Here is a 13077-nt window from a genome sequence, read left to right as displayed (position 1 = left end):
TACTCCGGTGACAAAAACCTTCCTATATATATCGGCACCAGCCATAGTCTTTGATAATACTGGCTTGGTGCCTAGACAAAGTGACGGAATTTTGCAGGTGCTATTTTACTTTCTGTCTAGTGAGTGTCCGCAGAGCAGAGTGTAAGATGTTAGTTAATCGAACATATAAGTAAAAATAACTTCGCAAACACCAAAAATATGTTATGTTAATTAACATTAATAATTCGATTCAGGGATGAAGGGGGAGCTGGAAATGTCACTTGTAGCGGCGAAGATTCCTGAAATACAGCTGGAAGACGTTGAAATGCGTTATCAGACAGAAACGGCGGATGTACTGGCGCTGCACCAGGTAAGCCTTGATATTGCCAAGGGTGAATTTGTTTCTTTGCTCGGTCCTTCGGGCTGCGGAAAAACAACACTGCTCAGGCTGATGGCAGATCTGCTGACGCCGACGGCCGGGAATGTTATAGTAGCGGGAAAAAGCGCAAAGGAAGCTAGGCTGGCGCAGAAATACGGAATTGTGTTTCAGAGCCCGGTGCTCTACGACTGGCGTAAGGTGAAGCACAATATCACTCTGCCGCTTGAACTGATGGGAGTCAAAAAAACGGTCCGTGAGGAAAAAGCGCATGAGCTGCTTGAACTTGTCGGCCTGCAGGGCTTCGCCGACAAATATCCGTGGCAGCTGAGCGGAGGCATGCAGCAGCGTGTGGCGATTGCCCGTGCCCTCTCTATGGAGCCGGAGATTCTGCTGATGGATGAGCCGTTCTCTGCACTGGATGAATTTACCCGCGAGCGCCTGAATGAGGAGCTGCTCTCTGTGTGGAGCAAAGTGCAGAGCACCATCGTCTTTGTAACCCACAGTATTCCGGAATCGATTTTTTTATCGGATAGAGTATTCGTGCTTTCACCGCATCCGGGCCGGCTGTCCGCTGTCGTTGATATCCCGCTGCCGCGCCCCCGGACGGCGGAGATGAGAAACAGCCCGCAGTTTTTTGAGCTAATCGCCCGTATCCGCGACAGCTTTGAAGGGGTGTAGACATGAAAGGGAACAGCTTGTTGCGCAGCCGCTACCTGCCGCTGCTGGTATGGATCTGCGGCTTGCTGGCAGTCTGGGAGGGAGTCTCATGGATGCTGCTTCATGTGGTGCAGACGCCGCTGGCCCAGTCGAAGCTTCCTTATGTGCATGAAGTGGCTGCAACCTTATGGAAATACAGCGGTACCCTGCTGAAGGAGGGCGGGGCAACCTTCGGCAATGCGGGCATCGGCTTCCTGATCGGTGCTGCTGCAGGCGTGCTGCTCGCTGTGCTGATGAGTATGTCCAGAATAATTGAACGGCTGGCCTTTCCGTATGCCGTTGCTTCCCAGATGATCCCGATTCTGGGCCTGGCCCCGATTATCTACGGGATTGTCCGGGATGAGCAGGTGTCGCGGGTTATTATCTCCGGGTATATCACCTTCTTTCCGGTTGCGTTAAATATGCTGCGCGGGCTGCGCAGCGTCGATCTGTCGGCGGTGGAGCTGATGCATTCCTACGCTGCCCGGCCGTGGGCCGTGTACTGGAAGCTGAAGCTTCCGGCTGCTCTGCCCGGACTGTTCAGCGGCCTCAAAATCGCTGCCCCGCTCGCGGTGACCGGAGCGATTCTGGTTGAGCTGATGGGTGCGCAGCACGGGATCGGTGTCATTATGCTGCGCAATCTGTATTACGGGCCATCCCACACCTATATGTTCTGGTCAACCGTGCTGGTCGGGGCGCTGCTTGGTATTGCCAGCTACTGGATCATGACGCTTGCGGAACGTCTGGCAGCGCCGTGGCAGCCTGAATTCCGGCCGAAGGGAGGAGACCGCTGATGAGCAGCAGTTCAGTGCAGGAGCCCTCGTATATGGCTGCTGCAGGAGGGGATGGCCCATCGACATCTCTTATAACAACGAAAGAAAGTATATATTCAGATCCCAAGAAGCAAAAAGGAAGGCGGCATTTGACCAAGTGGCTTAATCCGGGTGTGCTTTTGCCGCTGGCAGCAGGCGTGATCTTCCTGCTCCTCTGGGAGCTGGAGATGTTTCACAAGCTGTTTGATCTGAAGAAATACCAGCTCCCGCTTCCTTCAGCGATCTGGGAGGCGATGCGCGAGAATTACAGTCTCCTGTTATCCTATACCGGCTATACCCTGAGTGAAGCTGTGCTGGGAATGCTGACCGGCTCGGCCTGCGGCTTTCTGATTGCCCTTGCGGCAACTGCCTGGCCGCGCTGGGGCGGAGGCAGCCTGACTCTGGTGGCGGCGCTTAATGCAGTCCCGATAGTAGCGCTGGCGCCGATCATGAACCTGTGGTTCGGTGACGGTATCGGTTCGCGGGCGGCTATCGTTACCGCAACCACAATGGCGGCGATGGCGATTAATGCCTATAAGGGGATGTCTGCAGTAGACCCGCTGGCGCTGGATCTGATGCATTCCTACGCAGCCGGCAAGCCGGCAGTATTCCGGTATCTGCGGATTCAGAACAGTCTCCCGTATGTATTCACGGCACTCAAGATCAATGCTACAGCCAGTATGATCGGCGCTATTGTCGGAGAGTTTTTCTTTTCCTCGCGGGGGCTGGGTTATCTGCTCTCCAATTCCATCAAGGTGGCCAAGATGCCGCTGGGCTGGTCCTGTATTGTACTGGCGGCAGTTGCCGGTGTTATCTTCTATCTGGTTGTGGAACGGCTGGAAAAGGTGTTTATCAAATGGCATTCCTCCCAGCGTTCGTAGCTTCCTTCAATCCGTTACATCCGGAATCCGCGTGAGGGAGACAGAGAATCCGCACGCGGGCCGTATGCATATAAGCACCAAGAGGGTAACCATGCTGTGCTGTGCGGTACTACAAACTCAAATGGGTAGGGGGAGTTGCGTGTGAAGAACGGGAAAAAGGGTAAGTTTCGCGCCGGGCTGCTGCCGGTGGCAATGATTATGATCCTCTCTCTGCTGGCGGGCTGCGGAGGCAACAACAATGCGAATACGCCTGCAGCGGGGGCAGAAGCCTCAGCATCACCGGAAACGGCGGCGACGGCTGAGCCGGCAGCCGAGCCGGTAACGGTCAAGCTTCAGCTGAAATGGGTGCCGCAGGCGCAGTTTGCCGGGTATTTTCTGGCCCAGGATAAGGGGTATTATGCCGAAGAGGGGCTGAAGGTTGAGATTCTGCCGGGCGGACCGGACATTGTGCCTGAGCAGCAGGTGGCCGGAGGATCGGCGGACATCGGGGTGGACTGGGTTGCGAGTCTGCTGACCAGCCAGGAGCAGGAAATGCCGCTGGTGCAGATCGCACAGATCTTCCAGAAGAGCGGCCTTGTGCTGGTGTCCAAGAAGGATGCGGGGATTAACAGTCCGGCAGACCTGAAGGGTAAAAAGGTCGGAAACTGGATGGGCGGAAATGAGTTTGAGCTGCTGGCGCTGTTCGATAAATATCAGCTGGATTCCAACAAGGATCTGAACTTCACGAAGCAGGGCTTCACGATGGACCAGTTCCTCGGCGGTGAGCTTGATGCGGCTTCGGCCATGACCTATAACGAATACCAGGTAGTGCTGGAATCGGGAGTTAAGGCTGAGGAGCTGAATGTCATCGACATGAACGATGAGGGGGTGGCAATGCTTGAAGACAACCTCTTTGCCAATAAGGAATGGCTGGAGGATAACAAGGAGACGGCAGCCAAGTTCGTCCGTGCTTCCCTCAAGGGCTGGAAGGATGCAATTGCTGATCCGGAGGCAGCTGTGGACAGTGTTATGAAGCTGGCTGAGGAAGGCAGTACAACCCGTGAGCATCAGCTGACGATGATGACGGAGGTTGCCAAGCTGATTCAGCCCGAAGGCTTTGATATTGCCAAGCTGGGCTACACCGATGCTGCAGCTTTCCAGCAGACGGCGGATATTGCCCTCAAGTTCGGAGTGATCAAGGAGGCTGCCGATGTAAATACAGCCTTCACGAATGAGATCGTTGAAATGGCAGCGCAGTAAGGCATCCAATCATATACAGCTTACAGATGACCGCCGTTACGGCGGTCATCTATTATCATCAGCGCTTAAATCAAAAGAGAGGTGAGCAGCGATGTCTCTGGAAGTAGGGCAGGCGGAAAAGGTCAGGAATTATGTGAACGGGGTTTGGGTGGAATCAGCCTCCGGCAAGCAGGAGGAGGTATTCAATCCTGCTACCGGTGAGATCATCGCGTATGTTCCGATTTCAAGTAAGGAAGAGGTGGATGCTGCAGTGCAGGCGGCAGCAGTGGCCTATAAAGCATGGAAGAGGATAGCCGTTCCCCGGCGGGCCCGCTATTTCTTCCAATATCAGCAGCTGCTGGTGCAGCACCGGGATGAGCTGGCGGACCTGATCACGCTGGAGAACGGGAAAAGCAGGGAGGAGGCGCTTGGTGAGGTACAGCGCGGGATTGAATGCGTGGAATTTGCTTCAGGCATTCCTACGCTTATGATGGGCAGCCAGCTGCCGGATATCGCAGCCGGAATCGAATCCGGTATGTACCGTTATCCCTTAGGGGTAATTGGCGGTATTGCCCCGTTCAACTTCCCGATGATGGTGCCCTGCTGGATGTTCCCGCTGGCAATTGCCTGCGGCAACAGCTTTGTTCTGAAGCCGTCGGAACGGACACCGCTGCTGGTCAACCGGCTGGCGGAGCTGTTCGCCGAAGCCGGGTTCCCGCCGGGTGTGCTAAATGTAGTTCACGGGGCGCATGAAGTGGTGAACGGCCTGCTTGCGCATGAGGACGTAAAGGCAGTTTCTTTTGTCGGCTCACAGCCGGTGGCGGAATATGTGTATAAGCAGGGAACGGCTCACGGTAAACGTGTGCAGGCGCTTGCCGGTGCCAAGAATCATTCCATTGTGCTTCCGGATGCCGACCTGGACAATGCCGTAAAGAATATTACCGCGGCTGCTTTTGGCTCAGCGGGTGAACGCTGTATGGCTTGCTCTGTTGTAGTTGTGCATGAAGCTGTCGCAGATGAGCTGGTCAGCCGCCTGCTTCAGGCTGCTGACAGCCTGAAAATCGGGGACGGCAGGGAAGAAGGCGTGTTCCTTGGTCCGGTCATCCGGGAGGCGAATAAGGAGCGGACGATCCGTTATATCGAAACCGGAATCAGCGAGCAGGCTGAGCTGGTGCGCGACGGGAGGAAGGATAGCGCGGCGGCAGGCCCAGGCTATTTCCTGGGTCCGACTATCTTTGACCGTGTGCAGCCGGGGATGACAATCTGGAGGGAGGAGATTTTTGCTCCGCTGCTGTCTGTTGTACGCGTTAAGGATCTCACGGAAGCGATAGAGATTACGAACCGCTCGCCATTCGCCAACGGTGCCTGTCTCTATACGGACAGCGCCAGGGCGGTCCGTGAGTTCCGGGAAGAGATTGATGCGGGGATGCTGGGTGTGAACCTCGGAGTACCGGCACCGATGGCCTTTTTCCCTTTTTCCGGCTACAAGAAGTCTTTCTACGGTGACCTGCATGCCAACGGCCGTGACGGCGTGGAGTTCTATACCCGCAAAAAAATGATTACTGCCCGCTATTAGCTTTCAATAAAAAAGGGATTTGGAGAGGAGTGCCTGTCATGCAGAGCCTGGGTAAAGAGAGTGAAGCGATCATCAAGAAGGATCAGCGTTATTTATGGCATAACATTACACCTTACAGTGAACAGAGTCCCCCGATGATTGCGGCTTCGGCCAGCGGTTCGTGGGTTACCGATATAGACGGGAATAAATATCTGGACGGCATGTCCGGGCTGTGGTGTGTAAATGTCGGTTACGGCCGGAAGGAATTGGCTGAGGCCGCCTACAATCAGCTGCTTAGCCTGCCGTACTTTCCGCTTACCCAGAGCCATATGCCGGCTATAGCACTTGCCGAGAAGCTGAATGAATGGCTGGAAGGCGAGTATGTGATCTTCTTCTCCAACAGCGGATCAGAGGCGAATGAAGCAGCTTTCAAAATCGTCCGCCAATACCATCAGCAGACCGGGCAGCATTACCGGAGCAAATTCATTGCCCGTTACCGGGGCTATCACGGCAGCTCGCTCGGTGCGCTGTCAGCGACAGGGCAGGCGCAGCGCAAATACAAATATGAGCCGCTGGCAGCAGGCTTCCTGCATGTAGCTCCGCCGGACAGCTACCGCCGCCCGGAAGGCATGACTGTGGAGGCGTTCAATCTGCAGTGTGCTCAAGCGGTTGAGGAGACGATTATCTGGGAAGGGGCAGAGACGGTTGCGGCTGTTATTATGGAGCCGGTGATTACCGGCGGCGGTGTTATTGTGCCTGAGCAGGTGTATCTAGACCGGGTGCAGGAAATCTGCCGGAATTACGGCGTGCTGCTGATTATGGATGAAGTCATCTGCGGCTTCGGGCGTTCCGGGCGTAAATTCGGCCATCAGAATTTCGGAATTAAGCCGGATATCGTCACGATGGCCAAAGGGCTGACCAGCGCCTACCTGCCGTTGTCGGCAACCGCGGTGCGTAAGGATATCTATGAGGCCTTTAAGGATAACAGCGACGGCTACGGCCATTTCCGCCATGTGAATACCTTTGGCGGTAACCCGGCCGCCTGTGCGCTGGCCCTCCGCAATCTGGAGGTTCTGGAGCAGGAGCAGCTGGTGGAGCGGGCCGCTATTCTCGGACAGAGGCTGCACAGCGGATTGTCGGGGCTGCTCGGGCACAAGCTGGTCGGTGATATCCGCAGCTTCGGGCTGATTGCCGGCATTGAGCTGGTGGCTGACAAGGGGAGCAAACAGCCTGCTGATCTGGATATAGTCAAAGGCATTATTGCCGAATGCAAAGCCAAGGGCCTTATTATAGGTAAGAACGGGGATACCGTAGCCGGCTTCAACAATGTGCTTACCCTTGCGCCCCCGCTCTCCTCCACGGATGAGGATATACAATTCATCATTGATACCGTTACAGCTGTGCTGAACGGGGGCTGGGGAGCGTAAGCTTCTCCGGATACAGCAGCTGGTAGGCGCGCAGGGCAACCTGTATGGAGATGCGGTTCTCGGGGAGCATAAAGTCCTCGCCCAGCAGCTCGGTGATTTTGTCCAGCCGGTAGTATAACGATTGTCTGACAATGAACAGATTACGGGCGGCAATCTGCTTGGACCCGTCGTGGTCGAGGAATACGCGCAGTGTCAGCAGGAGCTCGCTGCCCTTGGTCTGGTCATGGTCGATCAGCGGCCCGAGATAGCTGCGGATGAAGTTCTCCAGTGTCTTGCCGTCATTCAGGTTAAGCAGCAGCTGGAATACGCCTAATTCTTCATAGAACAGCACCGGCTTCTGATAACAGGAATAAAGAGACAGAGATTGTACAGCCTCCTGATAACCGGCGTATGCCTGCTTCAGGCCTTTGTGGGACTTGCTGACTCCGGTGACGAGCTGCAGGTCCTTCAGCTTCTCATCAGCCCGGATATGCTGCAGTGCATCCAGTGCCTGCTGCAGCCGCAGCTTGCCGGGGAGCTTGGACTGGATGTCGAGCGCTATTACAGTAAGACGGTTATTCTTGAGCGTGATCAGCGGCCGCAGGGAGTATTTCTCGAAAAGGGATCTGATGATAAGCGAGAGGTGGAAGGTGATGGATTCCCATTCATTCTCCGAGCTGTTCCATTTCACGTCGCGCGGATTCTCAATTTCAATCAGACAGACCCGGTAGCTCAGCTCGTTCACGGTATTGAAGTCGGGACCGACCAGGCTTTTGAGCCGGTTGTCATCTTCTATGCGTCCGCTGATCAGCTCATCGACCCAGAGGTTCTCGGAGAACAGCTTGCGCTCCTCCATATAACGGGTGCGCAGCAGCTCCTGGGCGATCGAGAGGGAGGCGGAATCAAGCAGAAGGCAGTCGAATTCCTGGGGCTTGTGATTGCACACCATCATGATATATGCCCAGGTCTGATCAAGCGCGCCTACCGGCTTCAAGGCAATTATCCGGTTTCCGAACTCACGGGTATACGGTGCAGCATCGGGCTGTACGCCCTCAAGCTCATCTCCCAGGGATTCAAAGAACCCCAGCAGCGGGAGCTGCTCATCCGGCGGAAGTGCAGGAAAGAACAGCGGTTTGCCCTGCAGCTGCATATAGACGATCTGGGTGCGGGTGCTTTTACATAACAGCTGCAGCACCTTCAGGGTGCCTTGGGAGGTCAGGGTAAGCCGGTGGAATTCACGGGAGATGCTTTCGAGCTCCTGAAGCATCCTGTGGTGACGGTTAATGATGAGGGAATGCAGATCAAGTGTGATGTCTACGAAGCGTACAGTACGGGTGAATACAATGAGCGGAAAATCATGCCGGGCTGCAAGGTCGATCATCTCCTGCGGAATGGTGCTGAAGTAAACGCCCAGCTCAATACACAGGCAGGCTGCGTTTTTGTCAATCAGATTCTGCATGAAGGCCAAGGAGGCGCCGATATCCGCGCTGGCTCCCATCCCTGTAGTCAGAATCATCTCCTCGCCATGGATCAGACTCTCGAAGCTGGCGCTCTCCAGCACATGAACCCAGCGTACCGCCCGGTTCAGCCCGTTTCTTCCGCCGATAACCTCGGCTTCTGCGAACAGCGGTCTTCTCAGCGCATCGCGGACACTAAAAACAAGTTCCCAATCCATAGGCTCTCCCCCTCGCTTATATATTCTGCTATTGGCTCCGGCGTAAAAAATACACTTTTGAAATTAGACAATGTGTCTAATGTAACAAAAAAACGAAATGGATATAGTGTGAATATAATATGTTAGGAAATATGACTCAAGTACAGAGTTATGAATGGTTTTATCAGGTTTAAAGTATATTTTACTACAATAAGGCCGGAGTGTAAGCAAATTATTAAGGAGATTATCGTAATAATGTGAGTATATATAACATTAATACATGTTAACCCATTATTTAAAGGGAGGGATAACTGATGGAGCACACTTCTCCGTTAACTGCATTTACACCTGATATGTTCATGCGCAATTTTGCCGAGGCGGAGCCCGGCCTCAGCCGCAAGGGTGCGGTTGAGGAATCCAACCGCTGTCTCTATTGTTATGACGCGCCTTGCATTAAAGCCTGCCCTACCGGCATTAATATTCCTTCCTTTATTAAGCGGATTGCTACTGACAATCTGAAGGGCTCGGCCATGACGATCATGGAGTCCAACCCGGTCGGAGCCAGCTGCGCAAGGGTCTGCCCGACTGAAGAGCTTTGTGAGGGGGCTTGTGTGCTGAACGATGCTTCTGCGCCGATTCAGATCGGGCTGCTGCAGCGTTATGCCACGGACTGGGCTGTTAACAGCGGTGTCCAGCTGTTCAAAGCCGGTATCCCGAACGGCAAAAGGGTTGCGGTTATCGGCGGCGGACCAGCCGGCTTATCTGCTGCCAGAGAGCTGGCGCGGGAAGGCTTTGCCGTAGTGGTGTATGAGGCCAAGCAGCTTGCCGGCGGGCTGAACACACACGGCATCGTCTCCTTCCGGCTTCCGCAGTCCATTTCGCTGTGGGAGGTAGAGCAGGTGGAGAAGCTGGGTGTGGAGATCCGTACCGGGATTAAAATCGGTGTTGACGTTACGGTGGAGGAGCTTAGAGGAGAATATGACGCGATTGTGCTTGCTGCCGGAATGGGTTATGTGCCGCCGCTCGGAATTGAGGGCGAGAAGCTGTCCGGCGTCTATGATGCCATCGAGCTGGTGGAAACGACCAAGACGGGAATCCCTACGCTGGAGCTGATGGGCCAGCGCGTTGCGGTCATTGGTGCAGGCAATACCGCTATTGATGCAGCCACCTGCTCGGTACGGCTTGGTGCGGCTAATGTCAAGATGGTCTACCGCCGTACCCGCAGCGAGATGACTGCGTACGACTTTGAATATGAATTCGCCAAGCAGGAAGGCGTGGAATTTAACTGGCTTACATTGCCTAAGCGGATTGTCGGCGATGAGCTGGGCAATGTGACAGGACTTGAATGCGTGCAGATGAAGCTGACCGGGGAGACAGGCAAGGACGGACGCCTGAAGCCGGTGCCGGTTGAAGGGTCAGAATTCGTAATGCCTGTTGATGCGGTAGTTATCGCTATCGGGCAAAAGCGCCGGACTGGGCTGATTGAGTCCCTGGGGCTGGAGCATGACTCCGGGATCGTCAGAATTGATCCGAAGACGGGCCGGACCTCAGATCCGATGATCTATGCTGCCGGTGATATTGTCTTTGGCTCAGGCAACGGTGAGGCGATGGTTGTGTCGGCAGCCCAGCAGGGTAAGGATGCGGCCTATGCGATAGTGAAGCAATTATCTGGTCTGCAGGACGGTGTAATCGGTTCTGCGGTATAACCGTTCTCAAGGAACATGAGTAGCAGGCCCGGCGGCTATCCCCGGACTACATATGACAGGGAGGGAACAACTATGGCAGATCTGCGAATTGATCTAGCAGGAATTAAATCACCCAATCCGTTCTGGCTGGCCTCTGCGCCGCCTACCAATACGGGATATCAGGTCCAGCGTGCTTTCGAGGCCGGTTGGGGAGGTGCGGTGTGGAAAACGCTGGGCGATCCGATTATCAACACCTCTTCGCGGTTTGCGGCGGTGCACTTCAACGGACAGCGCGTAGCAGGCTTCAATAATATTGAGCTGATTACGGACCGTCCGCTGGAAGTGAACCTCAAGGAAATATGCGAAACGAAAAAAAGATTCCCTGATCATGCGGTGATTGCCTCCCTGATGGTAGAGCCGAAACGGGAGAAGTGGCATGAGATTGTCAAAAGGGTGGAGGCTGTCGGGGTTGACGGGCTGGAGCTGAACTTCGGCTGTCCGCACGGCATGGCCGAGCGCGGTATGGGTGCTGCCTCCGGGCAGCAGCCTGATCTGGTGCAGGCACAGACAACCTGGGTGAAGGAGGTAGCGACTACGCCGGTAATTGTGAAGCTAACGCCTAACATTACCGACATTACCGTCGTTGCCCGTCATGCAGTCAAAGGCGGCGCAGATGCGGTCAGCATGATTAATACAATCAACAGCCTGGCCGGAGTGGATATTCACAGCTGGAATACCATTCCGCATGTCGGCGGGCAGGGTGCGCACGGCGGTTATTGCGGTCCGGCAGTCAAGCCAATTGCCCTGAGTATGGTAGCTGAATGTGCCCGAGACCGCGGCGTCGGCATACCGATCTCAGGAATCGGCGGCATTTCTACCTGGCAGGATGTGGTTGAGTTCATGCTCATGGGGGCAACCGGCATCCAGGTCTGCACGGCGGTGATGCATCACGGCTTCCGGATTGTTGAAGAGATGATTGACGGCTTGAATAACTATCTGGATGACAAGGGGCTTGCTTCGGTAACGGAGCTGATCGGCAAATCTGTGCCGAAATACTCCAACTGGGGCGACTTGGATCTTAATTACAAGGTCGTTGCGCGGATCAATGAAGACAACTGCATTAACTGCAATAAATGCCATATTGCCTGCGAGGATGCCTCGCACCAGTGTATTGATATGCTGACCAATGCTGACGGAAAGGCGGTTCTTCAGGTGCGTGAGGAGGATTGTGTGGGCTGTAACCTATGCTCCATTGTCTGTCCGGCTGACGGTGCGATAGATATGATAGCGCTGGACAGCGGGGTGGCGCCGATGACCTGGAACCAGCGGCAGCAGGTAATCAGCACCCTGAACGGCTCACATTCAGAAGCGGAGGTGGTCTAGATGGCCAAAATAATCAAGAATGGCACGATCGTCACGGCTGCAGACACGTATACTGCGGACGTCCTGATTGAGAATGGGATAGTAACCGGGATCGGCCTGAATCTGGAGTTGCCGGGCGCTGAAATAGTGGATGCCACCGGCTGCTTTGTGTTCCCGGGAGGGATCGATCCGCATACCCATCTGGATATGCCTTTTGGCGGAACCGTCACCGCTGATGACTTCGAGAGCGGAACGGTTGCCGCTGCATACGGCGGTACGACAACGGTCATTGATTTCTGCCTGACCGCCAAAGGCCAGCCGCTGCAGAGGGCCGTAGATACGTGGCATAACAAATCTCAGGACAAAGCGGTGATTGATTACAGCTTCCATCTCATGGTGTCGGAGCTGAATGACCGGGTGCTTGACGAGCTGCCGCAGATTATCGAACGGGAGGGCATTACCTCGCTGAAGGTGTTTATGGCCTATAAGAATACCTTTCAGGCTGATGACGGCGTGTTGTATAAGACACTGCAGGCTGCCAAGCGTGAAGGTGCGCTTGTGATGGTTCATGCCGAGAACGGCGATGTCATTGAATATCTGGTGGAGCAGGCGCTGGCCGCAGGGAATACAGACCCGATCTATCATGCGCTGACCCGGCCGCCTGAGCTGGAAGGTGAAGCAACCGGGCGTGCTGCTTATTTGACAGAGCTGACGGATTCACAGCTGTACGTTGTGCATGTGACCTGCGCCGAGGCGGCGTGGAAGATTGCCGAGGCCCGGAAGAAGGGGCTGCGGGTGTACGGCGAGACCTGCCCGCAGTATCTGGTGCTGGATCAGACGGCGCTTGAGAAGCCGGACTTTGAGGGCGCCAAATACGTCTGGTCTCCGCCGCTGCGTGAGCAGTGGAATCAGGAGGTGCTGTGGGATGCGCTGTGGAACGGTTCGCTGCAGACGATCGGCTCAGACCAGTGCTCGTTTGATTTTAAAGGGCAGAAGGAGCTTGGACGCGGTGACTTTTCCAAAATTCCAAACGGCGGACCGACCATTGAAGACCGCTTCAGTCTGCTGTACTCCGAGGGAGTGCAGAAAGGCCGTATCTCATTGAACAAGTTCGTCGATATCATCTCTACCTCCAGCGCCAAGCTGTTTGGCTTGTTCCCGCAGAAGGGGACAATCGCGATCGGCAGTGATGCCGACATTGTCATTTTTGATCCGGCGGTGGAGAGAACCCTCTCAGCTGCAACCCACCACATGAAGGTTGATTACAATGCATTTGAAGGCTTTGAGGTCAAAGGCGAGCCGGTTTCTGTGCTGAGCCGCGGAGAATTTGTCATCCGTGACAAGCAGTTCGTCGGGGAGGCAGGGGCGGGCAAATACCTGCACCGCAAACGGTTTGAGGCGGAAGCAGCATTTCCTGCCAAAGCGGAGATCAGCGGAGGAGTGGTCTGAT

Annotated in this window: 10 protein-coding genes; 9 read left to right on the top strand and 1 reads right to left on the bottom strand. The window is 55.0% G+C overall.

Going from position 1 to position 13077, the window contains the following annotated elements; all coding sequences use genetic code 11:
* Positions 1 to 253 precede the first annotated feature (253 nt).
* The 6 genes from BN3772_RS22875 to BN3772_RS22850 all read left to right on the top strand — a co-directional run bounded on the left by BN3772_RS22875 (position 254) and on the right by BN3772_RS22850 (position 6947).
* Entirely contained in the window at positions 254 to 1036 is a 783-nt protein-coding gene (locus BN3772_RS22875) for an ABC transporter ATP-binding protein (RefSeq protein ID WP_042202476.1), read from the top strand.
* Positions 1037 to 1038: 2 nt separating this feature from the next.
* Positions 1039 to 1848 (top strand): ABC transporter permease, encoded by an 810-nt coding sequence (locus BN3772_RS22870; protein WP_042202474.1) that lies wholly within the window; start codon positions 1039 to 1041, stop codon positions 1846 to 1848.
* Positions 1848 to 2747: an ABC transporter permease gene (locus BN3772_RS22865; protein ID WP_052380655.1), complete on the top strand. Its 900-nt coding sequence runs from the start codon at positions 1848 to 1850 to the stop codon at positions 2745 to 2747. Before BN3772_RS22870 ends, BN3772_RS22865 begins: the two co-directional genes overlap by 1 nt.
* A 141-nt stretch (positions 2748 to 2888) precedes the next feature.
* Complete coding sequence (locus BN3772_RS22860) at positions 2889 to 3986, top strand: ABC transporter substrate-binding protein (protein ID WP_244444816.1); 1098 nt, start codon at positions 2889 to 2891, stop codon at positions 3984 to 3986.
* A 91-nt stretch (positions 3987 to 4077) separates the two neighbouring features.
* On the top strand, positions 4078 to 5541 hold the full coding sequence (locus BN3772_RS22855; protein WP_042202473.1) for a CoA-acylating methylmalonate-semialdehyde dehydrogenase: 1464 nt from the start codon (positions 4078 to 4080) through the stop codon (positions 5539 to 5541).
* A gap of 38 nt (positions 5542 to 5579) precedes the next feature.
* The gene (locus BN3772_RS22850) at positions 5580 to 6947 is read left to right on the top strand and encodes an aspartate aminotransferase family protein (protein WP_042202470.1); all 1368 of its coding nucleotides are present in this window, start codon (positions 5580 to 5582) and stop codon (positions 6945 to 6947) included.
* Here the strand turns inward: BN3772_RS22850 and BN3772_RS22845 are convergent.
* Entirely contained in the window at positions 6913 to 8601 is a 1689-nt protein-coding gene (locus BN3772_RS22845; protein WP_042202468.1) for a PucR family transcriptional regulator, read from the bottom strand. The genes BN3772_RS22850 and BN3772_RS22845 overlap by 35 nt on opposite strands.
* 293 nt (positions 8602 to 8894) lie before the next feature.
* Here BN3772_RS22845 and BN3772_RS22840 point away from each other — a divergent pair, with 293 nt between their 5' ends.
* From BN3772_RS22840 to hydA, 3 genes are all read left to right on the top strand, one after another.
* Positions 8895 to 10286 carry an NAD(P)-dependent oxidoreductase gene (locus BN3772_RS22840; protein ID WP_042202466.1) on the top strand — a complete coding sequence of 464 codons (1392 nt, stop codon included), beginning with the start codon at positions 8895 to 8897 and terminating at the stop codon, positions 10284 to 10286.
* Positions 10287 to 10358: 72 nt separating this feature from the next.
* Positions 10359 to 11648 (top strand): NAD-dependent dihydropyrimidine dehydrogenase subunit PreA, encoded by a 1290-nt coding sequence (gene preA, locus BN3772_RS22835; RefSeq protein ID WP_042202464.1) that lies wholly within the window; start codon positions 10359 to 10361, stop codon positions 11646 to 11648.
* Entirely contained in the window at positions 11649 to 13076 is a 1428-nt protein-coding gene (gene hydA, locus BN3772_RS22830) for a dihydropyrimidinase (protein ID WP_042202463.1), read from the top strand. It begins immediately after the preceding gene.
* The last annotated feature ends 1 nt before the right edge of the window (position 13077 follow it).

It is taken from the genome of Paenibacillus camerounensis, from assembly GCF_000723885.1.
GTDB lineage: Bacteria > Bacillota > Bacilli > Paenibacillales > Paenibacillaceae > Paenibacillus_AQ > Paenibacillus_AQ camerounensis.
This window is presented reverse-complemented; position numbering and strand designations above follow the sequence as displayed.

Bases quoted from the DNA above. Each gene is read 5' to 3' on its own strand.
- BN3772_RS22855 (WP_042202473.1), top strand. From the start codon at position 4,078: ATGTCTCTGGAAGTAGGGCAGGCGGAAAAGGTCAGGAATTATGTGAAC.
- hydA (WP_042202463.1), top strand. From the start codon at position 11,649: ATGGCCAAAATAATCAAGAATGGCACGATCGTCACGGCTGCAGACACG.
- BN3772_RS22865 (WP_052380655.1), top strand. From the start codon at position 1,848: ATGAGCAGCAGTTCAGTGCAGGAGCCCTCGTATATGGCTGCTGCAGGA.
- BN3772_RS22845 (WP_042202468.1), bottom strand. From the start codon at position 8,601: ATGGATTGGGAACTTGTTTTTAGTGTCCGCGATGCGCTGAGAAGACCG.
- BN3772_RS22870 (WP_042202474.1), top strand. From the start codon at position 1,039: ATGAAAGGGAACAGCTTGTTGCGCAGCCGCTACCTGCCGCTGCTGGTA.
- BN3772_RS22840 (WP_042202466.1), top strand. From the start codon at position 8,895: ATGGAGCACACTTCTCCGTTAACTGCATTTACACCTGATATGTTCATG.
- preA (WP_042202464.1), top strand. From the start codon at position 10,359: ATGGCAGATCTGCGAATTGATCTAGCAGGAATTAAATCACCCAATCCG.
- BN3772_RS22850 (WP_042202470.1), top strand. From the start codon at position 5,580: ATGCAGAGCCTGGGTAAAGAGAGTGAAGCGATCATCAAGAAGGATCAG.
- BN3772_RS22875 (WP_042202476.1), top strand. From the start codon at position 254: ATGTCACTTGTAGCGGCGAAGATTCCTGAAATACAGCTGGAAGACGTT.